This window comes from Falsihalocynthiibacter sp. SS001, assembly GCF_042445055.1.
Lineage (GTDB): Bacteria > Pseudomonadota > Alphaproteobacteria > Rhodobacterales > Rhodobacteraceae > Falsihalocynthiibacter.
On record NZ_CP170339.1, the window covers coordinates 2110702 to 2137296 of the forward strand.

General features: G+C 56.3%; 21 protein-coding genes. 7 read left to right on the plus strand and 14 right to left on the minus strand.

The window, feature by feature from the left end:
* Position 1: 1 nt before the first annotated feature.
* Both secD and yajC read right to left on the minus strand, forming a co-directional pair.
* The gene (gene secD, locus ACFE33_RS10095) at positions 2-1666 is read right to left on the minus strand and encodes a protein translocase subunit SecD (RefSeq protein WP_380052906.1); all 1665 of its coding nucleotides are present in this window, start codon (positions 1664-1666) and stop codon (positions 2-4) included.
* Between the two features lie 46 nt (positions 1667-1712).
* On the minus strand, positions 1713-2033 hold the full coding sequence (gene yajC / locus ACFE33_RS10100) for a preprotein translocase subunit YajC (protein WP_380052908.1): 321 nt from the start codon (positions 2031-2033) through the stop codon (positions 1713-1715).
* A gap of 271 nt (positions 2034-2304) precedes the next feature.
* On the opposite strand from yajC, the gene serS reads away from it, so the two are divergent.
* A complete protein-coding gene (serS, locus tag ACFE33_RS10105) occupies positions 2305-3597 on the plus strand; it encodes a serine--tRNA ligase (RefSeq protein WP_380052909.1) in 1293 nt (430 codons plus the stop codon).
* A gap of 70 nt (positions 3598-3667) precedes the next feature.
* On the opposite strand, the gene der is transcribed toward serS, so the two are convergent.
* The 3 genes from der to ACFE33_RS10120 all read right to left on the minus strand — a co-directional run bounded on the left by der (position 3668) and on the right by ACFE33_RS10120 (position 7344).
* Positions 3668-5125 carry a ribosome biogenesis GTPase Der gene (der, locus tag ACFE33_RS10110; protein WP_380052911.1) on the minus strand — a complete coding sequence of 486 codons (1458 nt, stop codon included), beginning with the start codon at positions 5123-5125 and terminating at the stop codon, positions 3668-3670.
* Between the two features lie 113 nt (positions 5126-5238).
* A complete protein-coding gene (locus tag ACFE33_RS10115; protein ID WP_380052913.1) occupies positions 5239-6609 on the minus strand; it encodes a PQQ-binding-like beta-propeller repeat protein in 1371 nt (456 codons plus the stop codon).
* Between the two features lie 75 nt (positions 6610-6684).
* Positions 6685-7344 carry a hypothetical protein gene (locus tag ACFE33_RS10120; protein WP_380052915.1) on the minus strand — a complete coding sequence of 220 codons (660 nt, stop codon included), beginning with the start codon at positions 7342-7344 and terminating at the stop codon, positions 6685-6687.
* 335 nt (positions 7345-7679) lie between these two features.
* On the opposite strand from ACFE33_RS10120, the gene ACFE33_RS10125 reads away from it, so the two are divergent.
* A complete protein-coding gene (locus tag ACFE33_RS10125; RefSeq protein WP_380052917.1) occupies positions 7680-8915 on the plus strand; it encodes an efflux RND transporter periplasmic adaptor subunit in 1236 nt (411 codons plus the stop codon).
* Positions 8915-12658, plus strand: a complete 3744-nt coding sequence (locus ACFE33_RS10130) for an efflux RND transporter permease subunit (RefSeq protein ID WP_380052919.1) — start codon at positions 8915-8917, stop codon at positions 12656-12658. The genes ACFE33_RS10125 and ACFE33_RS10130 overlap by 1 nt, the downstream gene beginning before the upstream one ends.
* Positions 12659-12701: 43 nt before the next feature.
* Here ACFE33_RS10130 and ACFE33_RS10135 read toward each other — a convergent pair whose 3' ends face one another.
* Both ACFE33_RS10135 and ACFE33_RS10140 read right to left on the minus strand, forming a co-directional pair.
* A complete protein-coding gene (locus ACFE33_RS10135; protein WP_380052921.1) occupies positions 12702-14528 on the minus strand; it encodes an ABCB family ABC transporter ATP-binding protein/permease in 1827 nt (608 codons plus the stop codon).
* An 81-nt stretch (positions 14529-14609) separates the two neighbouring features.
* On the minus strand, positions 14610-15878 hold the full coding sequence (locus ACFE33_RS10140; RefSeq protein ID WP_380052923.1) for a LysM peptidoglycan-binding domain-containing protein: 1269 nt from the start codon (positions 15876-15878) through the stop codon (positions 14610-14612).
* Between the two features lie 105 nt (positions 15879-15983).
* On the opposite strand from ACFE33_RS10140, the gene ACFE33_RS10145 reads away from it, so the two are divergent.
* Entirely contained in the window at positions 15984-16565 is a 582-nt protein-coding gene (locus ACFE33_RS10145) for a TIGR00730 family Rossman fold protein (RefSeq protein ID WP_380052925.1), read from the plus strand.
* Here ACFE33_RS10145 and rarD read toward each other — a convergent pair.
* The 6 genes from rarD to ACFE33_RS10175 form a co-directional block, all read right to left on the minus strand.
* Complete coding sequence (gene rarD / locus ACFE33_RS10150; protein WP_380052927.1) at positions 16487-17425, minus strand: EamA family transporter RarD; 939 nt, start codon at positions 17423-17425, stop codon at positions 16487-16489. The genes ACFE33_RS10145 and rarD overlap by 79 nt on opposite strands.
* A gap of 152 nt (positions 17426-17577) precedes the next feature.
* Entirely contained in the window at positions 17578-18180 is a 603-nt protein-coding gene (locus tag ACFE33_RS10155) for a superoxide dismutase (protein WP_380052929.1), read from the minus strand.
* Positions 18181-18352: 172 nt separating this feature from the next.
* Entirely contained in the window at positions 18353-18949 is a 597-nt protein-coding gene (locus ACFE33_RS10160; protein ID WP_380052931.1) for a sarcosine oxidase subunit gamma, read from the minus strand.
* Positions 18942-21953 (minus strand): sarcosine oxidase subunit alpha family protein, encoded by a 3012-nt coding sequence (locus tag ACFE33_RS10165; RefSeq protein WP_380052933.1) that lies wholly within the window; start codon positions 21951-21953, stop codon positions 18942-18944. Before ACFE33_RS10165 ends, ACFE33_RS10160 begins: the two co-directional genes overlap by 8 nt.
* The gene (locus tag ACFE33_RS10170; protein WP_380052935.1) at positions 21950-22282 is read right to left on the minus strand and encodes a sarcosine oxidase subunit delta; all 333 of its coding nucleotides are present in this window, start codon (positions 22280-22282) and stop codon (positions 21950-21952) included. The genes ACFE33_RS10165 and ACFE33_RS10170 overlap by 4 nt, the downstream gene beginning before the upstream one ends.
* Positions 22283-22310: 28 nt before the next feature.
* On the minus strand, positions 22311-23558 hold the full coding sequence (locus tag ACFE33_RS10175; protein ID WP_380052937.1) for a sarcosine oxidase subunit beta family protein: 1248 nt from the start codon (positions 23556-23558) through the stop codon (positions 22311-22313).
* 229 nt (positions 23559-23787) lie between these two features.
* Here ACFE33_RS10175 and ccmI point away from each other — a divergent pair, with 229 nt between their 5' ends.
* Genes ccmI through ACFE33_RS10190 form a run of 3 tightly spaced genes read left to right on the plus strand, consistent with a single transcriptional unit; the run spans position 23788 to position 25750 of the window.
* Positions 23788-25053 (plus strand): c-type cytochrome biogenesis protein CcmI, encoded by a 1266-nt coding sequence (ccmI, locus tag ACFE33_RS10180; RefSeq protein ID WP_380052939.1) that lies wholly within the window; start codon positions 23788-23790, stop codon positions 25051-25053.
* Complete coding sequence (gene ruvX, locus ACFE33_RS10185) at positions 25050-25523, plus strand: Holliday junction resolvase RuvX (RefSeq protein ID WP_380052941.1); 474 nt, start codon at positions 25050-25052, stop codon at positions 25521-25523. The genes ccmI and ruvX overlap by 4 nt, the downstream gene beginning before the upstream one ends.
* On the plus strand, positions 25520-25750 hold the full coding sequence (locus ACFE33_RS10190) for a DUF1289 domain-containing protein (RefSeq protein ID WP_380052943.1): 231 nt from the start codon (positions 25520-25522) through the stop codon (positions 25748-25750). The genes ruvX and ACFE33_RS10190 overlap by 4 nt, the downstream gene beginning before the upstream one ends.
* Here the strand turns inward: ACFE33_RS10190 and ACFE33_RS10195 are convergent.
* Complete coding sequence (locus ACFE33_RS10195; RefSeq protein WP_380052945.1) at positions 25747-26571, minus strand: sulfite exporter TauE/SafE family protein; 825 nt, start codon at positions 26569-26571, stop codon at positions 25747-25749. The two genes, ACFE33_RS10190 and ACFE33_RS10195, sit on opposite strands and share 4 nt — an antisense overlap.
* Positions 26572-26595 lie beyond the last annotated feature (24 nt).

Here is a 26595-nt window from a genome sequence, read left to right on the forward strand (position 1 = left end):
ATTATACCTCAATCGCTTTGGGACGTTTGCGCTCAAACCATGTGACAATGATCAGGCGTGTGACAAAAATTGCGGTAAAGACGGATGTCATAATCCCGATACCCAACGTAATGGCGAACCCTTTGACAGGGCCAGAACCCATCGCAAACAGGATAACCGCTGTCAGAAGTGTGGTGATGTTGGCATCCACAATAGCGCTCAGAGCTTTTTCATAGCCAAGCTCAATAGCGCGAACGGGGCCACGTTTGGCCTTTAATTCCTCACGGATACGCTCGAACACAAGCACGTTGGCATCCACTGCCATACCGATGGTCAGAACTATCCCCGCAATACCCGGAAGCGTTAGCGTGGCACCCAAGAGGCTCAGGATACCGAAGATCAGGCCGACGTTGATGATAAGCGCGATATTCGCGAAGAAACCAAACAGGCCATAGGATAGAACCATAAAGATCAGCACACCCGCGAACGCGATGATACACGCGATGCGCCCCGCGTCGATGCTGTCTTGGCCCAACTCTGGCCCGACGGTGCGTTCTTCAAGGAAGGTCATCTTGGCTGGCAACGCCCCTGCGCGCAGCAAGATCGCCATGCGAGTGGTTTCGGCAATGTCGAAGTTGCCGGTGATAATGCCAGAACCACCTGGAATGTGGCTTTGGATTGTTGGCGCTGAAATCACTTCGTCGTCCAGTACAATCGCAAATGGGGAACCGATATTGTCGCGTGTGTAGTCACCGAATGCCCGCGAACCGTGCCCGTTGAACGTAAAGCTCACGGCGGGGCGGCCGTTCTGATCAAAGCTTGGCTGCGCATTTGTCAGCTCTTCGCCTGTCACCACGGGGCGTGTTTCGACGATATAGTAAACACCCTCTTCATCAACAGAGGGCAGAACCTCGGTGCGCGAGTCTGTCCGCTCATCAGGGCCACTTGCGCGCCCCACGACGGGGCGGAACTCTAGTTTCGCTGTTGAGCCGATAAGCTCTTTCAACTCTTCTGCCGAGCCAATTCCCGGCACCTGAATGAGGATACGGTCGTCGCCCGAACGTTGAATTGTAGGTTCGCGTGTACCAGCGGCATCAACGCGGTTGCGCACGATTTCAAGCGATGTCGCCATCGTGCGTTGATCTGTGGCAATCCGCTCTGCTTCGGACAGGGCAACGATAACGGTGTCCCCCTCGCCGCGCACTTCCAGATCGCTATGACCCAAATTCGTAAGACTAACAACGGGTTGCGCCAATTCCTTCACAACATCGACAGCCGTCTGAAGGCCCTCTGGCTTGTTGATCTGGACGTGCAATTCACCTGCGGGCGCATCTTTTACCTGACGCACACCGCCAATGACATCGCTTTCGACACGCAAGGCATCGCGCACGTCGGGCCACATGCCCTCCATCCGCGATTCATATACTTCTGCAAGGTTTACCTGCGCCAGCAAGTGCGCCCCGCCCCGAAGGTCGAGGCCAAGATTGACCAGATGTGACGGAAGGAAGTCGGGCCAAAGTCCGACATCCTCTTGATTTTCAGGGGTGTTGAACCCTGCTTCAATCGCCGAAACGGCATCATTATGTCGTTCCACCCGTGGATAAAACCCGTTGGGAAGCGCAAGGACCAATCCGAGGATACACAACCCCCAGATTACGATCCGCTTCCATAAAGCGATAGTCAGCATCATTTCCGCCTGTTTTTAGTCAATCGTATTATCGGCCTGCTTGTTCTTATTTTGCAGGTTCAGTCTTGTTCAGAACTTGAGCGATTGTCGATTGAACAACGCGCACTTTAACGCCCTCAGCCAATTCAACTTCGATTTCGTTGTTGTCTTTGACTTTGGTTACTTTGCCGATCAACCCGCCTTGTGTGACCACTTGGTCACCACGGTGAAGCGCTTCGACCATAGCTTTGTGCTCTTTGATCTTCTTTTGCTGTGGGCGGATCATGAGGAAATACATAATCGCAAAAATCGCGATAAGTGGCAAAAATTGCAGTACAGCGCCAGAAGAAGATCCAGCGGCTTGGGCGTAGGCAGGCGTTACGAACATTGTGTCGTCCTTTTCGTTAATTATACGGCGCTATTGCACCAAATAGCTTGGCGGGCACACTAATGCGCACCCACCATCCCCGCAAGGCGCAAATCCCGCGTTCCAACAACATAGGAAGTAGAAATGCAAACTTGGAGGGGCTATTGGCAAAACAATTAGGATACAGCCGCCAAGGCACGCTGCCTCCCCCCTTTCCCGAGCAGGCCAAAATGGTCTAAACCCCTTGGGAATCCCGAATAACCGGTGATTCACCAAACAAAGGAACGATGAAATGCACGACATTCGCCAGATACGCGAAAACCCCGCCGCTTTTGACGCCGCTATGGCGCGCCGTGGATTGTCGTCTTTGTCCGAAGAAATTCTGGCGATCGATACAGCCCGCCGCGAGAAAATCGCCGCTGCCGAGGATGCATTGGCCGCCCGCAATAAAGCCAGCAAAGAAGTTGGTGCGGCCAAAGGTCGTGGCGACGAGGCAGAGTTCGACCGCCTGCGCGCGCTGGTTGCCGAGAAAAAGGCCGAAATCGCAACTCTCGAAGAGGAAGCCAAGGCCGAGGATGCGCGCCTGCGTGATCTGCTAATGGGTTTGCCGAACGTAATTTACGATGACGTTCCAGAAGGCGCCGACGAAAACGACAACGAAGAGATTCGCAAATGGGGCACGCCGCGCGCGTTTACGTTTAAGCCCCTAGAGCACTTCGAGCTTACTGGCACCGCGGGCTCGCTGGATTTTGACACGGCGGCCAAGATCTCGGGTGCGCGTTTTGTGATGATGAAAGGCGCGGTCGCCCGCGTCCATCGTGCATTGGCACAATTCATGATCGACACCCACGTGGATGAAAATGAATTGGCCGAGGTAAACCCGCCCGTCCTTGTGCGTGATGATGCAATGACCGGAACAGACAAATTGCCGAAGTTCGGCGATGATTCCTACCAGACGACAAACGGCTGGTGGCTCGTTCCTACGGCCGAAGTACCGCTGACCTATAGCGTTGCGGAACAAACCGTTGCCGAGGCCGAATTGCCACGCCGTATGGTTGCGCACACCCTGTGTTTCCGCTCTGAGGCGGGTTCGGCGGGGCGCGATACATCTGGTATGTTGCGTCAGCACCAATTCGAAAAAGTCGAGATGGTATCGATCGTTCACCCCGACGAATCCGACGCAGAGCTTGAGCGCATGACAAAATGCGCCGAAGGTATCCTTGAAAAACTCGGCCTGCCCTATCGCACAGTCAAACTTTGCACCGGCGACATCGGGTTTGGCGCAAAACGGACCTACGATATCGAAGTTTGGCTTCCCGGTCAGGATACCTATCGCGAGATCAGCTCGTGCTCGACAACGGGCGATTTCCAAGCTCGTCGCATGAACGCGCGCTTCAAACCAACAGAGGGCGGCAAGCCATCGTTTGTTCACACTCTGAACGGCTCTGGCCTTGCGGTTGGTCGTACTCTAATCGCGGTGCTTGAAAACGGGCAGGAAGAAGACGGTTCTGTCACTTTGCCTGCGGCGCTGCATGGGTACCTTGGTGGTAAAACACGTATCACTGCCGAAGGTAAACTGGCGTAAAAGCTACGCGACCGTTTGAAAAGTAAAGCTCAAAGCCGCACTCCACGGCTTTGAGCTTTTTCTTTGGGGGCTACTTGTCTGCCGCCCCTTTGCCCAAGTGCTTGCGCAGGCGTGAAGGTGTGGATTTTTTCTTGTCTTTGTATGGGTTCTGCGCCGCTTGGCTTCGCATATGAAGACGAATTGGCGTACCGGGCATATCAAAGTCGATCCGTAACCCGTTGACAAGATAGCGAGAATAACTTTCAGGCAACTTCTCTGGCAAGCTACACATCACCACAAAACCCGGCGGGCGGGTTTTCACTTGCGTCATGTAACGCAGCTTGATCCGCCGTCCTGATGGTGCGGGCGGTGGGTGTGCTTCGACCATTGCCATAAGCCAACGATTGAGCTGACTTGTGGTAACACGGCGGTTCCAGACCTCGTGGGCCTCCATGACGGCCTTGTGAAGCCGATCCATGCCCTTGCCCGTTTTCGCGGAAATGGTCACCAACGGCGCACCACGAAGTTGCGGCAACAGACGTTCACAATCGGCACGGAGTTGTTTGAGCTTGTCTTGCTTGTCTTCTTCGGCGTCCCACTTGTTCACCGCAATCACAACGGCGCGTCCCTCGCGCTCGACAAGATCGGCAAGCTTGAGGTCCTGCGTTTCGAACGGGATCGCGGCGTCAAGCAACACGATGACCACCTCAGCAAATTTCACCGCGCGGATGCCGTCGGAAACTGAGAGTTTCTCAAGCTTTTCCTGAACTTTCGCACGTTTACGCATTCCCGCCGTATCAAAGAGGCGCACAGGAACGCCGTCCCAATCCGTCTGAACCGAGATCGCATCGCGCGTGATACCTGCTTCGGGACCTGTGAGCATACGCTCTTCGCCCAAGAGCTGATTCACCAGCGTAGATTTGCCCGCATTCGGGCGACCACAGATGGCGATTTGCAGAGGCTTGGTCTTCGTTGGGATACGTGGACCGTCGTCGCTTTCATCATCGACATCAACGTCAACTTCGGGAGCATCAGATAGGTTCTTGGCTTCCAACTCATCCGCAATCGGAAGAAGCATTTGATAAAGGTCGGGTATCCCCTCGCCGTGTTCCGCAGAAAGGCGCAGCGGCTCCCCAAGACCCAAGGAATAGGCCTCAAGCGCGCCCGACTCGCCCGCGTGTCCCTCGGCTTTGTTCGCCGCCAGAATCACATGGGCGTTTTTCTTGCGCAGGATTTCGGCAAACACGCGGTCGGTCGCCGTGACGCCAACACGCGCGTCAATCATAAACAGACAGATATCCGCCATCCCAACCGCACGTTCGGTCAGCGCACGCATCCGCCCCTGAAGGCTTTCGTCGGTTGCCTCTTCAAGGCCAGCGGTATCAATGACCGTAAAGTGTAGATCACCGATGCGCCCCGCTCCCTCGCGGAGGTCGCGCGTAACGCCTGGTTGGTCGTCAACCAAAGCCAGCCGTTTGCCAACCAAACGGTTAAACAGGGTCGACTTACCGACGTTCGGACGGCCCACAATGGCGAGGGTAAAGCTCATTTCATGCTCCAATGCACAGATCAGACGGGTCCGTAACACGTTTTGCGCAGAAACGAAAAGCCCCTGCGTGAAGTTAACTTGCGATAGCGGGTCTGCGCGGTACGCAATTCAGGTTATCTGAACGCGCGCAGCGACCCGTCTTTGGTTACTATATAGAGCGTTTGCCCTACAACAATCGGAGCACTGGTGGCCCCACCCGGCAACTCAACCGTTGAAAGAAGCGCGCCCGTGGTCGGGTTAAACGAACGCAGTGCACCGTCGCTCGAGCCGACCCAAAGCCGCCCACCCGCAAGGACAGGTCCGTAATGCGCATAGATCGATTTGCGCTTCTTGATCTTTTCCTCAGTAAAATAAGGGAGATCAACCTTCCACAAGGTCTGACCGGTCGAGGAATTCAGCCTTACAAGCGCCGCTTGGTCGTTGATAAGGAAAACAGAGTTCCCCTCGGGCCAAACCGGTCCATAGGCGCCTTCTGTTGCTGTCCAAATGACTTCGCCGTTGTTGCGATCCACCTTGATGGTGCGCCCTGCGGCGTTTCCGGCATAGACCGAACCGCCAACAATAACAGGATCACTCGTTATGTCGTTAAAGCCCGCATAGGCCGCACCTGCGCGTCGACCCGCGAGGGACGCACTCCAAACACGAAGGCCACCTTTGGGGAAAGTCGCGATAATTTCACCCGAGCTAAACGGGAAAAGCGCGATATTGCTGTTCACAGAGGGCGACGCCGCGCCCAAAATACCAGAATCACTTGGCGCCGCAGCGAGTTGCCACTGAATACGGCCATCATTGAGGTTCAGCGCCCACGCAACATTGTCGCGCGTCACTGCGTAGACCAAACCATTATAGATCGTGGGCGGACCGGAAAGAACCGCATCCAGACGCTGTGTCCAGATAGTTCCGCCAGTGGCCGCGCTCATCGCGACCAATTCGCCAAACCCTGTCGAAGCAATCAGAATATCGCCGGAAATCGCAAGGCCACCGCCCGCAGTATCATCGCGCGATTCTGTCGGAGGCGTCAGGTTCCTGCTCCAGACTTTGCCGCCATTCGTGGCGTGCGCCATCACCTGTGAGCGGCTGTCCATCGTATAGATTCGCCCACCACTCGCGACGGGGTTCGTCGAGATACGATAGCGCGCGCTATCGCCTTCTCCGATATCAACGCTCCAGAGTGGACGAAGATTCGTCCCCAATGCAGGATGCGAAATCAAATGTTGCGGAGAACCGTTGGTATGGGTCCATGAACCGTTAACGGAAGCGCGACGCGCCGCAAACGAAGGGGCCGTAGCAACCGCTCCGCTCGCGTTCTCGGGGTTGGCCGTTGCCGACATTGGCGCGCGAATATCCAGCCGCTCGCCTTGAAGTATCTCTTCTTTGTTGCCGCATGCAGCCAAGAGCGCCGCAACAACAAAGCCCGCAATCAGACTTTTGCTCTTGCGGGGGATAACGGCGACATCGCGCGCTGTGATCGAATTATGCACCACTCAAATACCTCGAAACTCTTGGACGACCGAAACCGACCCCTTCACTGCCCCGAAAATGGGCGAGGCAATACGTTATTAACTTGCCTCTGTTTCAGCACCAAGCGCCAACTTCCACTGATTCACGCGTTGACGCAAACTCACTGTAAGTTCAGCATCTTGAGAAATGGCGTTCAAGCGCGCAATCGCGGCATCCGTGTCACCCATTTCGGCCTCAATCAGCGCAACCTGCTCTTCTGCTAACAAGCGGAACGTCCCGCCAGCAACGATCAGTGCTTCAAACGCGGCTTTGCGTTCGGATGCGTCTGTGGATTGTGGCAACAAGAGCGCGGCTTTGAATGCCGCCAGCTCTTTGTAAATCTGTGCCGCTTCGGGGTTTTGCTCGATCGCTTCAAGCTCTGCCACGGCCTGTGCAGCGGTATCGCCCTCTTCAACAAGCTCCCCACTCCGAAGGAATGAGAGCACAACATCGGACTGCTGCGATGGGGCCTCGATCTCAGAAAGGGCCGAGACGCGATCCGCGGTGGCGTCATTCATAAGAGCGGTAATAATCTGATCGCCGAAATCCTCGGCCGCCGCGATTTTTGAGGCGCGCTGTGTTTCAACTACAGCCGTCCCGCCCACAAGCGCCACAACCAACAGGCCACCAATCCAGCCGTATTTGCGTAGATATCCAAAGAGCCGATCCTGACGGACCTCTTCATTCACTTCATCGATAAAACTGTCAGTATCGCTCACATCTTCCTCCTGCCCGCACGTACCGAGCGCATACCATCGCGCCCAGATTCATCGGGGAATGCCCCCTCATACCCCGAAGGAGAACGCCTTGCCAAGGGTCGCGGCGCCTAAGCATGAATTTCCTCATAAGATAAGGCGCTTGAGCGCGGCCTAATTCTCCCATTCATGCCACGATCTCGCCGCAAAATGGCCCGTTGCAAATTCAAACGGCAAAAAATAAACTAAACCAGACAGTTTAGGGCCGGAAAAAATGTTTGAAATTTCCGGAAATAAAACTATGTGAAGGTAATTAACATCCCAGCCATTTGGCAAGATTTAAGAAATTCGGAGAAATCATGCGTTTGCTTCCCATTTTAACCGCTATCCTTGTAAGCGCATTTTTGTTCTTCCTTGTGTTTCAGCGTGACAACCTTGTCGACTTTGCGCGGGAAACGGACGCACCTCCTTCGGAAGCAGAAACAGCGGCGGCTCCCGAACCTGACAATACGACGCCATCCAAACCTCTCGTTTCGGTCGTTGCTTTGCGCTCTGTTGCGCAACCGATTGAAAACGCAGTTCTATTGCGCGGCGAAACAGAAGCCGCTCGCGAAGTTGAAGTCCGCTCCGAAGTGAGCGGACTTATTATTTCCGAGCCCCTTCGCAAAGGAAGCCAAGTCGAAAAGGATCAGCTTCTCTGCGAAGTCGAGATCGGCACGCGCGCCAGCGACCTTGAAGACGCACAGGGCGTTTTGATCCGCGCCCAAGCCGCCGTTCCAGAAGCAAACGCCCGCCTCGCAGAGGCCAACGCGCGCCTCGCCGAAGCACAAATCAACGATAACGCCGCCAAGCGTTTATCCGAAGGTGGCTTTGCCTCGGATACGCGCGTCGCCTCTGCTGCAGCATCAGTCGAGAGCGCCCTTGCAGCGGTTGAGGCCGCCAAGGCCGCCGCCTCTGCTGCCACGTCGGGAATCAAATCTGCCGAGGCACGTGTGGCTGCGGCACAGCGTGAAATTGACCGCCTCAAGATCAACGCGCCCTTTGCGGGAATGCTTGAAACAGATACCGCCGAACTTGGCACCTTGATGCAACCCGGCGCGCTTTGCGGGACGGTGGTATTGCTGAATCCGATCAAGCTCGTCGGCTTTGTTCCGGAAACAGATGTCGAGCGTATCAAGGTTGGCGCCATGGCCGGTGCGCGGCTTGCTTCTGGTCGTGAAGCGCGGGGAAGCGTTTCGTTCCTCTCCCGCACCGCGGATGTCACAACACGCACATTTCGTGTGGAGGTGATCGTTCCAAATGAGGACCTTGCGATCCGCGACGGACAAACCGTCGAGATTATCGTCTCGGCCGCAGGGACAGAGGCACACCTTGTTCCGGCCTCCGCATTGACGCTGGATGACGACGGCGAACTGGGTGTTCGTACGGTCGATGAAAACAAAACCGTCCAGTTTGCGCCCGTGTCGATTTTGCGCGACGAGATCGGCGGCGTATGGCTTGACGGGCTTCCCGATGAGGTCAGCATCATCACATCCGGCCAGGAATATGTTACAGATGGTGTGACAGTGGCGGTTACCTACAAGGAGCCAAGCTAATGACGGGCATCGTTGACTGGGCCTCTGAACGGGCCCGGATGGTCATTGCATTTATTGTGATTTCCTTGGTCGCAGGGGCCGCCGCCTATGTGAACCTCCCCAAAGAGGGTGAGCCCGACATTGAAATTCCCGCTCTATTTGTTTCGGTCCCCTTCCCCGGAATTTCCGCCGAGGATAGCGAGGCTCTGTTGGTTAAGCCGATGGAGACGGAACTCTCGGATCTGGATGGCCTCAAGACAATGACCTCTACCGCCTCCGAAGGGTATGGCGGCATCGCGCTAGAGTTCGAATTTGGCTGGGACAAGACAAAAATCATCGCCGACGTGCGCGACAAGATGAACACCGTTGAAGGGAATTTCCCTGCGGGTGCCGATAAATATTCAATCAACGAAATCAACTTCTCCGAGTTTCCGATTATCATCGTGAACCTGTCTGGCGATCTGCCGGAACGGACCTTGGTTCGTGTCGGCAAACAGCTTCAGGACAAGCTTGAAGGGTTGGAACCCGTTCTTGAGGCCGCCCTCGCAGGGCATCGCGACGAGATGGTCGAGGTCACAATCGACCCGCTGCGCCTTGAGGCATATAACGTCACCGCGCCAGAACTCATCAATGTGGTCGTAAACAACAACCAGTTGATCGCCGCTGGTGAAATCGAAACGCCGAACGGCGCGTTCTCGGTAAAAATCCCGTCAAGTTTCGGCGAGCCGCAAGATATCTTTGACCTTCCCGTCAAGACTAACGGTGACCGCGTTGTAACGCTGGGCGATCTGGCGGATATCCGTCTGACATTCGAAGACCGCGTGGGCACCGCACGCTACAATGGCGAAACGACCGTCGCGTTGCAGGTCGTGAAGCGCAAAGGCTTTAACATCATCGACACCGCCGCACAGGTCCGCGCCGCAGTCGAAGAATCCCGCGCAGGATGGCCAGAGCAACTGCGCGCAGCGGTAGAAGTCGGCGCAAGCAACGATCAGTCGCGCACGGTTGGCTCTATGGTCAGCCAGCTTGAAGGCTCGGTTCTAACGGCGATTGCCCTTGTTATGATCGTGGTTCTGGGAACGCTTGGAACGCGCTCGGCCCTTCTGGTTGGGTTTTCTATCCCGACTTCGTTCCTGTTGTGCTTTGTGCTCTTGGGCGCGATGGGAATTACGATTTCCAACATCGTGATGTTCGGCCTGATCCTTGCGGTTGGTATGCTTGTGGACGGCGCGATCGTCGTGGTGGAATATGCAGACCGCCGCATCAAAGAGGGTGTTGGCCCGATGCACGCCTTTACCGAGGCCGCAAAGCGTATGTTCTGGCCCATCGTAAGCTCGACTGCGACGACGCTTTGCGCGTTCCTTCCGATGCTCTTCTGGCCCGGTGTCGCAGGGCAATTCATGGGTATGCTGCCGGTTACGTTGATCTTCGTTCTCTCTGCGTCGCTGGTTGTGGCGCTGGTTTACCTTCCGGTCCTTGGCGGCGTTTTCGGGCGTGGTTCGCGGATCATCGAGAATGCGTCGGCATTCCTGAAACGCAAGCTTCCTTGGTTTGTGCGTGCAGCGCTTATTCCTGTCGCGTTCTACGGGCTATTCCTCGGAATTATGCAGATGCTCAATCCGGGTTACCTCTTTGGGGGCACACCCATCGCGACGGGCGTCGTAGGCATCATTCCCGGTGCGCTGCTCTTTATGATTTCAGCCTTTGCAAGCTCTGCGTTTTTGGGGGCGGCATCCCTTCCCAAGCGCGAAAAAAAGGTGCGCGCAGGTGTCCGCCGCTCTCCCTTCGGGATTTTCATCAAGTTCATCGTCGGCAATCCGATCATGCCACTTGTGGCCGTCGGGAGCGTTATTTTCGTCGTTCTGACGACCTTCTCGATCTTCGGAGAAAACAACAAGGGCGTCGAGTTCTTTGTCGATAGCGAACCCGAGCAGGCGATCATCTATGTGCGCCAGCGCGGGAACCTCTCGCTTGAGGAAAAAGACGACGCGCTACGTTTGGCCGAGGATATCGTGCTGAAGGAAAAAGGTATCCAGAGCACCTTTGCCTTTGCGGGTGACGGTGGGCTTACGCAATTTGACGGCGGTGCTGGCGCGCCACGCGATTCCATTGGCCAAATTCAAATCGAGTTGATGCCATGGGAAGAACGCCCAACCATCAAAGAGCCGTGGTTCTGGGGATTGAAGCGCAACGCAGTTGATCCAGAATATGACGGCAACGCGGTTCTGGAACGTCTAGAAGAGAAGCTTGCCCAAATTCCGGGAACACGGAGCGAAATCCTCAACCTTTCACGCGGTCCCGCTTCGGCCAAGCCTGTGCATCTTCGGCTGAAATCCGACAACTGGGAAAGCCTTCGCGCCGCCACTGAAATCGCGCGCGCGCAATTTGATGTAACGCCGGGGCTCGCAGATATCGACGATACGCTCCCCCTGCCCGGTATCGACTGGCAAATTGATGTGGACGTGCAAAAAGCAGGTCGATACGGCGCAGATGTTGCGACGGTCGGCGGTATGGTTCAATTGGTGACGCGCGGCATATTGCTCGACACCATGCGGGTCGATTCAAGTGACGAGGAGATCGAAATTCGCGTGCGCCTTCCCGAGGAGGACCGCGTTCTGTCCACACTCGACAGCCTGCGCATCCGTACCACCGAGGGGCTTGTGCCACTTTCGAATTTCATCACACGCCAACCTGTCGAGAAACTCGCGCAGATCGATCGAGTGGATCAACAACGCTATTTTGATGTGAAAGCGGGGATTGCCTCCAACCTTCTAAAGCTCACACCAACGGACCCTGACGACGAGGCGTATTTCATCGCCGAGAAGGACCTTGGGAAGGTTGCAAACGATGGCGAAACCTATCAATCCAAGATCGACGCGCACGCCTATCAGGCCGCACCAGTAAACGCCAATGAGCGTATCGAGGCGCTCACCGAATGGCTGAACACCCAAGAGGTTCTGCCAGATGATGTGACGTGGGAATGGACAGGCGACCAAGAGGACCAAGCCGAGTCCGGTGCCTTCTTAATGCGCGCGTTTGCGGGTGCTTTGGCGCTGATGTTTGTGATCCTGTTGGCGCAGTTCAACAGCTTCTATAACTCGCTTCTGGTGCTGGTTGCGGTTGTGCTCTCGACGACGGGTGTATTGATCGGGATGTTGGTGATGAATCAAGCCTTCTCGATCATTATGACGGGTACGGGGATTGTTGCGCTGGCGGGGATCGTGGTGAACAACAACATTGTTCTGATCGACACCTATCAGGAATACGCGAAATACATGCCTCGCATCGAGGCCATTGTGCGCACCGCGCAAAACCGCATTCGCCCTGTTTTGCTTACAACGATCACAACGATGGCGGGCCTTGCGCCGATGATGTTCGGATTGTCGCTCGACTTTATCAACGGCGGCTATTCCATCGACAGCCCCACCGCACTTTGGTGGAAGCAACTTGCGACTGCGGTTGTGTTCGGGTTGGGTATTGCGACGGTTTTGACGCTGGTGTTTACGCCTTCGATGCTGGCGATCCCCGTATGGTTCAAGACCTACGTTTCGTGGATTGCGCGCCTTCTGGCGAAACTCTCGATGGGACGCAGCAGTCAGGCCGCTCATGACTGGGCGCTACAATCCGCCGCCAAGAAACTTAAGGCACCAGAGCTTGACTGGACAAAGCTCCTAGAGAACGACGTGAAGCACGAAAGTAGCGACACGGATGAGGCCACGGACACTCCTAAATCCGACGGTCCTCCGCTCAAGGCCGCAGAATAAGAAAAGCCCCGCTCACCATTTCGGTCAGCGGGGCTTTTTATTTCTAGGCGGCGTCTTCTTCGGACTGCTGGCGGCGCCACATATTTGCGTAACGTCCGCTGTGCGCGAGGAGTTCGTCGTGCGTGCCCTCCTCTACGATCTCTCCGGCCTCTAGCACCACAATCCGGTCGGCATCGACCACCGTCGAGAGCCTATGCGCAATGGTGATCACCGTGCGCCCCTTACCCATCGCCTTGAGGCTATCTTGAATGTCGCGCTCCGTTTCGCTGTCGAGCGCGCTTGTCGCCTCATCCAGCAACAGGATCGGCGGGTTCTTGAGCAACGTACGCGCGATGCCGACGCGCTGTTTCTCACCGCCCGAAAGCTTTAGGCCGCGCTCACCGACCGCTGTGTCGTATCCGTTGGGAAGCGACATAATAAAGTCGTGGATTTTCGCAGCGCGCGCGGCTTCGCGCACTTCTTCTCGACTAGCGTCCGCACGACCATAGGCAATGTTGTAGTAAATCGTGTCGTTAAACAGAACGGTATCCTGTGGCACCACGCCGATTTGCTCGTGCAGGCTCTCTTGGGTCACGTCGCGCACGTCCTGACCATCAATACGAAGCGCGCCGGCGTTCACATCATAAAAACGGAAAAGGATGCGCCCGATGGTGGACTTACCACTCCCCGATGGGCCCACAATCGCAACGGTTTCGCCTGCACCAACAGTCAGGCTCACGCCTTTGAGGATTGGGCGCTCGGGCTCATAGCCGAACTCGATATTATCAAGCTCAATCTCACCGCCGTCGACCTTGAGTTTCTTGGCGTTTGGTTTGTCGGTCACTTCCGCAGGTTGTCCCAGAAGCTCAAACATCTCGCCCATATCCACCAGCGCCTGACGGATTTCACGATAGACCGAACCAAGGAAGTTTAGCGGCATTGTGATCTGGATCATATAGGCGTTCACCATGACGAAATCGCCCACGGTCAAGTCGCCGCTTTGCACACCAACGGCAGCCATAACCATCACGGCGACAAGCCCAGACGTAATCAAGAGCGACTGACCAAAGTTCAGGAACGCCAGCGAATAACTCGTTTTGAGTGCCGCCTTCTCATAGAGCGCCATCGAGCTATCGTAACGATAGGCCTCGCGCCCCTCTGCGCCGAAGTACTTCACCGTTTCAAAATTCAGCAGACTGTCGATGGCTTTCTGATTGGCCTCGGTGTCCTGCTCGTTCATCTCCTTGCGGATACGCACGCGCCATTCGGTCACCGCGAAGGTAAACCAGACATAGGCCGCAATCGTCGCAACGACGACCGCCAAATACCAGACATCAAACACAAAAAACAGAATGACTGCGACCATCAAAAGCTCAAGAACGAGCGGCCCGATCGAAAACAAAAGAAAACGCAGAAGGAAATCTACGCCCTTCACACCACGCTCGATGATCCGCGAGAGACCACCCGTTTTGCGCGCGATATGATAGCGCATCGAAAGGCGGTGAATATGGGTAAATGTCTCAAGCGCAAGTTGCCGCAGCGCCCGCTGTCCCACCCGCGCAAAAATAACATCGCGAAGTTGGTTCATCCCAACCGTCAGCGCCCGCGCCAAGCCATAGGCAACGGTTATTCCAACCGCACCAATCCCCAGCATCCAAGCAGAGGGCTCCCCCTCACCTGCAAGCAGATCCACCGCCTCTTTGTAGAGGAACGGCGAAACAACGGCCACGAGTTTGGACATCAGCAGCATAATCATTGCCGCCACAACGCGCCGCTTGATCCAAGGCTGGTCTTTGGGCCAGACATAAGGGATCACGCGGCGGATCACATTCCAGCCGCCCCCTTTGGGTCCTGACTTCAAAGCGGCATCTGTGGGGGTCAATCGGCGCATGGCATTCTCCAGCTTGCTGAGCGGCACAGATTAGCGGCGCAGAACAAGGATTGCCAGAGGTACGGCGCCAATTCGTTTGCTTTATTCGTTGGTTGGCACCGTAAAGAGCTGGCCGGGATAAATCAGGTTGGGGTCACGAATGCTGTCGCGATTGGCTTCAAACACCCGCACATAAAGCACGCCGTCCCCGTAGGTATCTTTGGCGATCCCCCAAAGCGTGTTGCCCGGTTGTACGGTCACGGCCTTTACAACAACATTGCCATCCTCGGAAACCGGAGCGACCTTTTCCAGCGCCTCGGGCGTTTCGCGCTTGAACGGTGTTTCGACGCGCGAAACCACCTTGCCCTCGGTATCCACCAGATCGGCCCGCAAGGTATAAATACCCGCTTCAACTTCGGTCAATGCGGCGGCCCAATTGCCCTCGGCGTTGATCTCGTGGGTTTCTACGGGTTCGTTATCCAGATAAAGACGAATGAAATCTCCGGGGTTGCCGCGCCCTGCAATCTGGACGTTGCCCTCGGCGCCATAGGTGATCGCATTGATCGCCAAGTCGCTGGAAGGTTCGCCGGATTGTAAAACCTCCACGCCTTCATCGGTCGCCAACAAGACGGCGGGCGCTTGCGGCGCGGTATCATCGACCGAAGGTTCCGCGGAGGCGACTTCAATCGGTTCTTCAACGGTTTCGGGCGCGGGCTCTGTCGCAGCTTCGGCTGTTACGTTTTCCACGGTTTCTTCTGGTGCATCTTGCGGCTGATCTGGCGTAACCGTCGCAACCTGAGCGTCACTTGGTTCGGCCTCTACTTCGGCAACGTCTGCGGTCTCTGGCTCGGCCAATGGCGCAAGTGTCGCGCTCGGCGCAAGAATAACGGTTTCAGCGGACGCAACCGTCGAAGCGCCGCTCCCTGTTTCCAAGGACATCACGCGCGCGGCGTCTGCGACCTCAACGCTAAACAGGCTTACGAAATTGCCGCTGGCGTCTGCTTCGGTGCGCGAAACCTCTTCGCCATCCAACGAGATAACAACCTCGGTGCCCGCTTCGGCACGGCCAGCAACCAGCGCGCCACCATCGGCGTCCACACGCACAACATCAAAGCTGGGTGCCATCGTCGGTATGGCCTCTTCTGCGGGAGGCTCGGAAACTTCGGTTGCAACTTCCTCGACTGGCGCATCAGGTGTAGCTTCTACGGCTGCCTCACCCACCTGCGCGTTGTCCTCTGGCGTGACTTCGGGGGCCGAAACTTCCTGCGTCCTAGGGAGCGAATACATCACGTAGCCCCCCATCGCCACCGCCAATGCCGTTGCTCCCCCAAGCGCGACACCCGTGAACCCTAAGTTACTCTTCACAGCCATAAATTCCATTCCCCAATGGTCTTGCACCTACCCAGTGAACAGGCGATTGTAAGGGCATTCCGCCCACGTTGGCGCTCAAGAAACCCTAACCAAAGGCCAATGTCCATGATTTCCCCTTTTTCCGCTTCGATTTGTGTCTACTGTGGCTCGCGTACGGGGGATGACCCCGCATTTTTGGAAGCCGCCCAAGAGACAGGAACCATGATCGCCGAGGAAAACTGGCGGCTGGTTTATGGCGCGGGTGACGTTGGCCTCATGGGGGCCGTTGCGAATGCCGCGCAAGAAGCGGGTGCGCAGACCTTTGGCGTTATTCCGACGCACCTCATGTCCCGTGAAGTGGGCAAGCGCGATCTTACGAATTTCATTGTGACCGAAAACATGCACGAACGCAAAAAGGTCATGTATATGAACGCCGACGCGATTGTTGTGATGCCTGGTGGTGCGGGTTCGATGGACGAGTTCTTTGAGGTTCTGACATGGCGCCAGCTTGGGCTTCACGCCAAACCGATCTATCTGCTTTCTCCGAACGGCTATTGGGAGCCGCTGGTAAAGCTTGTCGATCACATCATTGATCAGGGCTTCGCAGACGCATCCCTGCGCGATTTCATTCAGATCGTCGGAACCGCAGCAGAATTGCGCGAAGCTTTGCGCGCGGATCTTTCCTCGGCGAAACTCACCGCAGAATAAAGCGCAAGCGCCACCCATATAATCGGGAAAGCGACCATATGGGCTGGTGTTATGACCTCACCAAAGAGCGCTACCGCGACAACAAACTGTAGCGTCGGATTCACGTAAGTAAGCAAACCAAGTGTCGCGAGCGAAATCCGTTTGCTCGCGTAGGACATCAGGATAAGCGGCCCACCGGTTAGTACGCCCGAAAACATCAGAAGCAGGCTATCACTCCAGCTATTGCCGAATGCGCCCGCCTCCTGATCGCCAAACGCGGTCCAGCCCTGCGTTTCCGCCCCCCAGATCCAAAAAAGAACCAGCGGCGAGATCAGTAAGACTTCAAGCGTTACCGAAACAACGGGACCAGCGTCGATCTGTTTTTTGAGCAAACCATAAAATGCGAAAGTGACCGCCAAGGTCAGCGAAATCCAAGGTGCCGCGCCAAGTGCAACGGTTAGCCCCGTAACCGCCAGCGCCGCGAGCCCGACCGCAACCCATTTTAGGGTGCCAAGCCGCTCGCCCAAAACAAACGCGCCAAGCAGAACCGCCAGCAGCGGGAAAATGAAATAGCCCAGCGAACTATCGACGGTGCGGCCCGTCTGTACAGCAAAGATAAACAGAAACCAGTTCGTTGAGATCATCAACGCCGCCACCCCAATCCAGCAGAGCGCTCGCGGGTTACCCAACATATCGCGCAACATCCCCAGCCGCCCCTGAACGGCTAGCACCATAAGCAGAAACACAAGCGACCAGAGGCTGCGATGGCAGAGAACCTCAAGCGGTGGGACGTGATCGATGGATTTGTAATATACCGCCGAAAACCCCCAAACCACGCAGGCAAAGAGCATCGCAAGACTTCCTTTAACGCTCTCGGACATAGGGAAAACCTCAATTCATGGGGAACGCGGCGCGGCGTTATCGGCAACGTTTCACATGACCTGCGCAACGTAAAGAGCAAAAAACCCGCCGAATTCCTTCGACGGGTTTGATATGGCGAACGCCGCACTGGGCGCTCGTTATTTCGGGGTACTTACGCCAGACGCGACGCAACATTTTCCCAGTTTACAAGCTTCTCAAGGAAGTTTGTAAGGTAAACAGGGCGCTTGTTGCGGAAGTCGATGTAATAGGAGTGCTCCCAAACATCACAGCCAAGAAGGGCTGTTTGACCAAAGCAAAGCGGGTTCACACCGTTTTCTGTTTTTGTGACCTTCAGCGAGCCGTCAGACTCTTGAACAAGCCAGCACCAGCCAGAGCCGAATTGACCCGCACCAGCGGCCGAGAAGTCGGATTTGAACGCATCAACAGAACCGAAGTTATCGATAAGTGCTTTTTCAAGCTCGCCCGGAATCGCTGTTGTGCCTGGCGACATCATTTCCCAGAACTGGTTGTGGTTCCAGAGTTGGCTGATGTTGTTGAAGATACCGTTCTGCGCCACAGCAGAGGAATCATATGTGCCTTTGATGATCTCTTCGAGGCTCTTGCCCTCCCACTCTGTGCCTTCGATCGCTTTGTTACCGTTGGTCACATAAGCGTTGTGGTGCAGGTCGTGGTGGAATTCGAGCGTCTCTGCGGACATGCCATTCTCGGCAAGCGCGTCATGGGCGTAAGGAAGATCGGGAAGCGTAAAAGCCATGGGAAACCTCATTGTTTGGCACCGAAAGGCGCGGGTTAATTGCATTCCCTCGACAAATGGCCCCCCAGCCATGCGAACGTCAAGGGCGATTTGAAAATTTAGCGGCTATAATAGCAAAATCCGCGTGTTACGGGAAGAAATCCAGCGAAGGACCGCTGATGCTTTCGCGGGATTAGCGCCCTGAATAATACTCCACCGCCCCCGATTTGGCGGCATGCGCAAGCAGGTCAAACGCATAGCGCGCGACGCTTCGGAATACGATAATCGTGATCTTGTTGTAGGGCGCCTTGGCCGTGCCGGACATCCAGAACGCTGCCGACGTCTGGGCAATTCGTGTGCGCCGCACCTCGTCTTTGGCAAAACTGGCCGTCGAGAGATCAACGGGCGCCAGTTTCCCCAACACATCCCGCGCCTCGGCCCCACTCAGGGTAAAGACCGCCCGCGCGTCCGAAACATTGGCCACAAGCGCGTGTTCCTTCTCCAGATCTTGCGATAGTTTCGCCGCCGCCTTGGCCGCTTGGGAGTACGGTAGGATAATAAGAACCTCGTCGGGCGACATCCACGCGATGCCCTTGCCGCGTTTTATGGCAATGCGCCGAGGCTGTGGCATTTCCACCCCCACAAGTGCTTCGACAGCACTGCGTACCTTTTTATTCGCAAGGTCGGCGCGCAGGGTTATCATGCCTTGCAGACCCATTTCGCGGACTTCGACGCGACCTTCGGCGACTTGCTCCTCTAGGGGGCTCTGGGGGGCGTGCTTACTAGACATCCTGTTTTGCTCCGTCCTTGTCGTAAAATACCGGATCAACCACCCGTGCGGCGATGAGTTCCTTGCCCAAGTTACCCACCTGAACAACCTCGCCACGCTGGGACATCCCCCCCTCCAGAAGCGCCATAGCAATGCCATAACCAAGGTTCGGGGAATGATACGTCGAGGTCACACGTCCACGCATGACGGACTGTCCGTTCGCGTTCTGGCCATCGCCCAGAATATAAGCTGACTCAGGAAGGACAGACCCATCAAGAGACTGTAATCCAACGAGTTTCCAACGATCTTCGCGCTGCATATCCTTGCGCATATGAGCGCGTTTACCGATAAAGTCCTCCTTCTTCTTGGAGACAGCCCAGCTCATGTTCAAGTCCTGCGGAATGACGGTTCCGTCGCTCTCGTCACCAACAATAATAAAGCCCTTCTCGGCCCGAAGAATGTGCAGCGCCTCTGTGCCATATGGCATCAGGCCAAATTCCTGCCCCGCTTCGTGAAGCAACTCCCAGAGTGCCAGACCATAGCTTGCGGGTACGGCAATCTCGTAGGATAGTTCGCCCGAGAAGCTGATCCGGAAAATACGGGCGTCGATATCTGCGAGTTTTCCTTCGGTCCAAGTCATGAACGGAAGCGCCTCTTTCGAGACATCCATGCCGCCGAGTTTGTCGAGCAAGTCGCGCGCCTTGGGGCCGACGACGGCGATCTGCGCGTATTGCTCGGTTATGTTGGCGGTATAGACTTTCATGTCCCACCACTCGCACTGCAACCACTCCTCAAAATGGCCGTGAATATGCTCCGCGCCACCCGTCGTCGTATGACACAGGAAGGTTTCCTCATCCAAGCGCGCAACGACACCGTCATCCATCAGGAACCCGTTATCATTACACATCAGCCCATAGCGGCATTTTCCGACCGCCAGCGTGGACATCATATTGGTGTACATGAGATCAAGGAATTTTCCCGCGTCCGGCCCCTTCACAAGGATTTTGCCGAGCGTGCTTGCATCCAAAAGGCCGATGTTGTTGCGGGCGTTTTTGGTCTCGCGCATAACCGCTTGCTCAGTGGTTTCGCCGTCGCGCAAATAGGCATAGGGGCGACGCCACATGCCAACCGGTTCCCACTCTGCGTTCTGGGCTTGGTGCCAGCGGTGCATCGGTGTTTCGCGCACGGGTTGGAACAGTTCACCACGCGCTTCTCCCGCAATCGCGCCCATTGAAATCGGCGTAAATGGCGGGCGGAAAGTGGTGGTTCCGACCTTGGGAATCTCTTGATCCAGAGCATTAGAAAGAACCGCCAAGCCGTTAATATTGCTCAACTTACCCTGATCGGTTGCCATTCCCAATGTGGTGTATCGCTTAGTATGCTCAACGCTCTCGTACCCCTCGCGAGCGGCCAGTTGAACGTCGGAGACCTTCACATCATTCTGGAAATCCAGCCAAGATTTGGCCCGCAGCGCGTCGGGTGCATTTTCAGGGAGTATCCACGATGCCTGTGGCGGGAACGGTGGGTGCTCTTCAACAGAAGGAGCCGCCGCATCAGTGGGGGTAAACCCCGCTTCTTTGGCGGCGCGTTTGCCTGCGGCATCCGCATCGGCAAGTGCATCGGCCGCATTCAGTTTTCCAGAAGCCGTGCCAGCGGTCACAACAAATCCTGCGCCATCCGCTCCAGTTGGTGGTCGCGTTTGATCGGGCGCGAAATGCGCCTGTGCGTCGTCCCACACAAGCTTGCCTCCGCAATGGGACCAGAGATGCACGACAGGCGACCACCCACCCGACATGGCAACTCCGTCGCAGATGATTTCCTCGGTTTCACTTCCATCTGAATCCGCATCGCAGACCAATACACCCGTAACGCATTTGCTGCCGTTCACCTTCGCAATGGCGGTCCCAAAGCGTATCGGTATCCCGAGCCCCTCGGCCCGCTCGATGAGCGCGCTCTTGGGATTAGGGCGCACATCGAGAATGGCCGCAACCGTCTGCCCCGCTTCTGCCCACGCAATTGCCGTGCGATACGCGTCATCATTATTGGTCAGAACAACAGGGAGATGCGCCGGAACGACGCCGCAATTCGTAAGGTAATCCCGCATCGCGCTTGCAAGCATGACGCCAGGAATGTCGTTCCCCGCAAAGCTCAGCGGGCGCTCAAGCGCACCAGTGGCCGAAACAATACGCGTTGCACGGATCCGCCAGAGGCGGTGGCGCGCGCCCGATTTATCCGCGCTGTGATCGCTCAGACGCTCATACCCGAGGGCATACCCATGATCATAGACGCCGGACCCTTGGGTGCGCAGGCGCAGCGTGACATTATCGAGCGCCTCAAGCTTCTTAACCGTTTGCGCAATCCAAGCTTCGGTGGCTATCCCGTCAATCTGATCTATATCAACAGGCGCGCGACCGCCCCAATGTGCCGTTTGCTCAAGCAATAGCACCTGCGCGCCCGCCTCAGCCGCCGCAAGAGCAGCCTGAAGACCCGCGATGCCACCACCGACGACAAGCACATCCGCAAAGGCGTAGAAATGCTCATATGTATCCGCATCCCGCTCCTTGGGTGCGGGGCCAAGACCGGCAGATTTGCGGATGATCGGCTCAAACAAATGCTTCCACGCAGGGCGCGGGGAAATGAACGTCTTGTAGTAGAAACCAGCAGGCAGAAAGCGCGCCACCGCATTGTTAATCGCACCAACGTCGAACTCAAGGCTGGGCCAATGGTTCTGACTGGTCGCTTCCAGCCCCTCGAAGATCTCGGTTGTTGTGGCACGCTGGTTCGGTTCCGAGCGTCCATCACGCCCAAGGTTCACAAGCGCATTCGGCTCTTCGCTCCCTGATGCAACAGGGCCGCGTGGGCGATGATACTTAAAGCTGCGACCCATCATCAACTGACCGTTTGCAAGCAAAGCCGATGCGAGTGTGTCGCCCTCGTATCCGATCATAGCCTGACCGTTGAACGTAAAGGAGACAAGAGCGTTTCGATCAATCAAACGACCGCTATTCTTAATTCGGGTGCTCATTTCGCCTCCGCTTCTGGTGTCCAATCGGGGTGGCGCTCTTGGATACGTGCGATAATTTCTTCTTTGGGACCAAAAACTTGCGCGGAATAGGTGCCATAGACCTCAAGCGTCATGGTGTTGCGCGCGGCGTGGAACCACTTGCCACAGCCGTTACTATGGCGCCAACGTTCAAAATGAACGCCGCGCGGGTTCTCACGGTAGAACAGATAGTTCGCGAGCGTGCTGTCGTCGCTGTCGGGCAACGCACGAGAAACATGGGCCTCGCCCCCTGCCGAGAGTTCGGTTTCGTCGGCCTGTACGCCGCAGTATGGGCATTTCAAGGTCAGCATCGCATGTCTTTCCGGTCATTTAGTGTCATCAGTGGGCAACCCCCGCCGCGACGCTTTCATCAATGAAGCGCCCCTCGGCAAAACGTTCGAGCCCGAACTCTGCCGCCAATGGCCCCGGAGCGCCGCGCGCCACAAGGTCCGCCATCGCCCAGCCAGAACCCGGGATCGACTTGAAGCCACCCGTTCCCCAGCCACAGTTCAGGAAACATCCGCCCAGCGGTGTCGTCGAGATAATGGGCGAGCGATCCCCCGTCATATCAACGATCCCACCCCATTGGCGCAGCATCTTGAGCCTTGAGATCGCGGGGAACATCTCGATCAACGAGCGAACGGTTTCCTCGATATGATGGAACGAGCCACGCTGCGTATAGTTATTGTAACCATCCGCGCCGCCACCGATCACCATTTCGCCCTTGTCAGATTGACTCATATATCCATGAACCGTGTTCGCCATCACAACCACATCCATGCACGGTTTAATCGGCTCGCTCACCAAGGCCTGAAGGGCGACGCTCTCAAGCGGAAGACGAAACCCTGCCATCTCGGCGAGGTGTCCAGAGTGGCCCGCAACCGCAATACCGAGTTTGCCACAGGCAATATCCCCACGCGTCGTCGAAACGCCTGTTACCTGTCCTTGGGATTGCGAAATTCCCGTGACTTCGCACTTCTGGATGATGTCCATTCCCATCGCGGAGCACGCCCGCGCATACCCCCACGCAACCGCATCGTGGCGTGCCGTTCCGCCGCGCGGCTGCCACAAAGCGCCAAGGATCGGATAGCGCGGCCCCGTGATGTCAATCATCGGGCAGAGTTCCTGAACCCGTTCCGCAGAAACATATTCGGTATCGACACCCTGATAAGCATTCGCCTGCGCGGTTCGCTTGTATCCGCGCACCTCGTGTTGGGTCTGCGCAAGCATCAGGACACCACGAGGGCTGAACATCACGTTCATGTTCAAGTCCTGACTCATGGTTTCGTAGAGACTGCGCGCCTTTTCATAAATCGCGGCAGACGAATCCTGAAGGTAGTTCGAGCGAATAACCGTCGTATTGCGGCCCGTGTTTCCGCCGCCCAGCCAACCTTTTTCAAGGATCGCAACATTGGTAATGCCATGATTCTTGCCAAGGTAGTAGGCCGTCGCCAGCCCGTGTCCCCCTGCCCCTACGATCACAACATCATAGCGTTTCTTGGGTTCGGGGCTTTTCCACGCACGTTCCCAGCCCGTATGATATCGAAAGGCTTCACGCGCGATGGCAAAGGCAGAATAGCGTTTCATAAGTAACGTCCGTAATTTGGGCGGTGGAGAAATCCCCGAAAACATTGAATATCGTATCCTTGCCTTTTCTGCCGATGATTCCAAGCCATTGAGGCACGACGTGCGGCAGTTTTCTTCACATCTACGACATCTGGCCCGATTTTCGGCCTCGGATGGGGGCGTGCGGCTACTTGTACCTTTTGCAGCACCGCAAACGCCGTTAGACATAAGCCAACAAAAGGAGCGGCCAATGTGGTTCTATTTGACGATTGCAGTGATTACAGGCCTTTGCGCGGTCTATGTAATCCAGAACCTGCTACAGCGTGACACCCCCAAAGACGGAGACGCGCCGACTTCGCGCGATGTCGCATTCTATCAGCGCCAGTTGGCCGAAATTGATCGCGATGTAGCGCAAGGGACGCTCTCGGCGGATGAGGCCGCACGCACCAAGGTTGAGGTTTCTCGCCGCTTGCTTGAGGCAGACAAGCGCGCACAAGAGAAAGTGGCGTCCAAGCCTGCTCCCAAATATGCCACCTATGGCGCGGCTGGTGCGCTTGTTGTGCTCTTGTTCGTGGTTGGTGGCGCGCTCTATGCTGATCTGGGCGCCAATGCGCGCGAAGATGCACCGCTCGCGCAGCGCTATGCAAACGCCAAGGCGCTCTATGATAACCGCCGCCCACAAGAAGAGCTGGAACACGCCGCTCCTGATCGCACCGCCGATGTGAGCGAGGCAGACAACCAACTTATCAACGAGCTTCGCACTGCCCTCGAGAGCCGCCCTGACGATGCGGTTGGATTTCGGCTTTTGGCGAAACAAGAGGCCAACCTTGGCAACTTCGCCGCGGCACGTCGCGCACAAACGCGGGTTGTGGAACTTGCGGGGCCAGAGAAAGCAGAGACTGACGATCTGATCCTGCTTGCGCGTATCATGGTATATGGCGCAAACGGTGAAATCTCTCCCGAGGCAGAAGCCCTGTGGAACGAGGTTCTACGCCGCGATCCCCACATCGCCGAGGCGCGGTACTACATGGGCCTGATGTTTGCCCAGACCCGCCGCCCGGACGTGACCTACGAGCTTTGGGCGCCGCTGATGGAGATGGACAACATTAACACACCGTGGATGCAGGACGTCCGCCGCAACTTTGGCGATATCGCTTATTTTGCGGGGCAATCATTTAGCGCCGAACAACCTCAACAGGCCGCCGCTCCTATGGATGGAAGCACAGCTGGCCCAACTGCCGAGCAAGTCGCCGATGCACAAGCCATGACACCAGAGGAACGTCAGGAAATGATCCTCGGGATGGTTGCAAGCCTTGGTGAGAAACTTGAAACGGGCGAAGCAAGTGCCGCAGAATGGGCGCAGTATATCCGCGCCAATAGCGTGCTTGGGAACGACGAAGTGGTTCGTGAGACCTATGCCACGGCCAAAGAGCGCTTTGCCGACAGTGAACGCGACAGTCAGCTCATCTACCAATCGGGCGTCGAGGCGGGCCTCGAAGAAAGAGTCACAGAATGATTATTGACGACATCGAGGGATACGCCGCCGAAGTGCCGCGCATGGCCCCTCTTGCAGGGTTGGATTTCGGTGACAAAACAATCGGCGTGGCGCTCTCGGATCGGATGCAGAGCATCGCAACCCCACTGGAAACCATCCGCCGCAAGAAGTTCACCCAAGACGCCGAGGCGCTTTTGGCGCTACTTACCAAGAACGAAGTGGGCGGCATTGTGCTTGGGCTGCCGCGCAATATGGACGGGAGCGAAGGTCCGCGTTGTCAGAAAACCCGCGCCTTTGCCCGTAATCTTGAGCGGCTGACGCCATTGCCGATCACGTTCTGGGACGAGCGTCTCTCGACCGTTGCGGCCGAGCGTGCGCTGCTTATGGCGGATGTATCGCGTGCAAAACGTGCTGATGTGATTGACCATGTGGCCGCTGGGTTCATCCTTCAGGGGGTGCTGGACCGACTTCAGAATGTGAAACGCCCATGAATGCCGACTGGAAACGCGACGAGCCGGAATCGCCATGCATCAAGATATGCGTGGTGCATCCAACAGCCAAAATATGCACTGGGTGCCTTAGGTCGCTGGATGAAATCGCTCAGTGGGGCACAATGAGCGCCGAGGAGCGTCAGGCCGTCCTAGACGCCCTGCCTCCACGCGCGTCACTCCTCAAGAAGCGCCGCGGTGGGCGCGCAGGACGCATGAGCCGAGGTTAATAGCCCAGCGCCTTGCGCAACATATTCATCGCAACCACGATCAGAAATACCGAGAAAATCCGTTTCAACATCTTGGCGTCCAACCGATGCGCGAGCTGTGCGCCGAGCGGTGCCGTAATGAGCGTCATTGAGATCACCACAAGAAACGCAGGAATATTCACAGCCCCAAGCGTAAACGGCGGTGCGCTATCGGCGGCAATGTCCACGAATAGAAACCCGATCACGGACGGCAACGCGATTATCACGCCAAAGCCAGCAGCCGTCGCAACCGCGCGGTGAATGGCAATCCCATGCAAACTCATAAGCGGCACGCCAAAGCTCCCGCCACCAATTCCCATAAGAACGCTCAAAAAGCCAACAATCGGCGAAAGCACCATGCGTTTGATGCCACGGGGCATCTCATCCCCCAAGCGCCAAGTTGTCTTGCCGAACGCCATATACAGGCCGATAAATATCCCGAGAACGCCGAATATCCCCTGCAGCACGGTTGAGCGCAGCGAAGAAACCGTCAGCATCCCCAAGATCGCACCAATCGCGATGCCCAGCGCCCATTTCTTGAGGATATCCCATTCAACTGCGCCTTTCTTGTTGTGGCTTGCAACCGAACGCATCGATGTCACGATGATGGTCGCAAGAGACGTGGCAAGGCAAACCTGCATCAGTTGATCGCCACCATAGCCCAGCGCATCGAACGCATAAAAGAACGCTGGCACAAGGATGATCCCTCCGCCTACGCCAAGTAACCCCGCCATAACACCAGCAAAGCCACCAATCACAAGCAAAAGCGCCAATACAGGCAGGTACTGGAGGAGATCGTTCATATTCTGTCCTTTTATGGAATAATC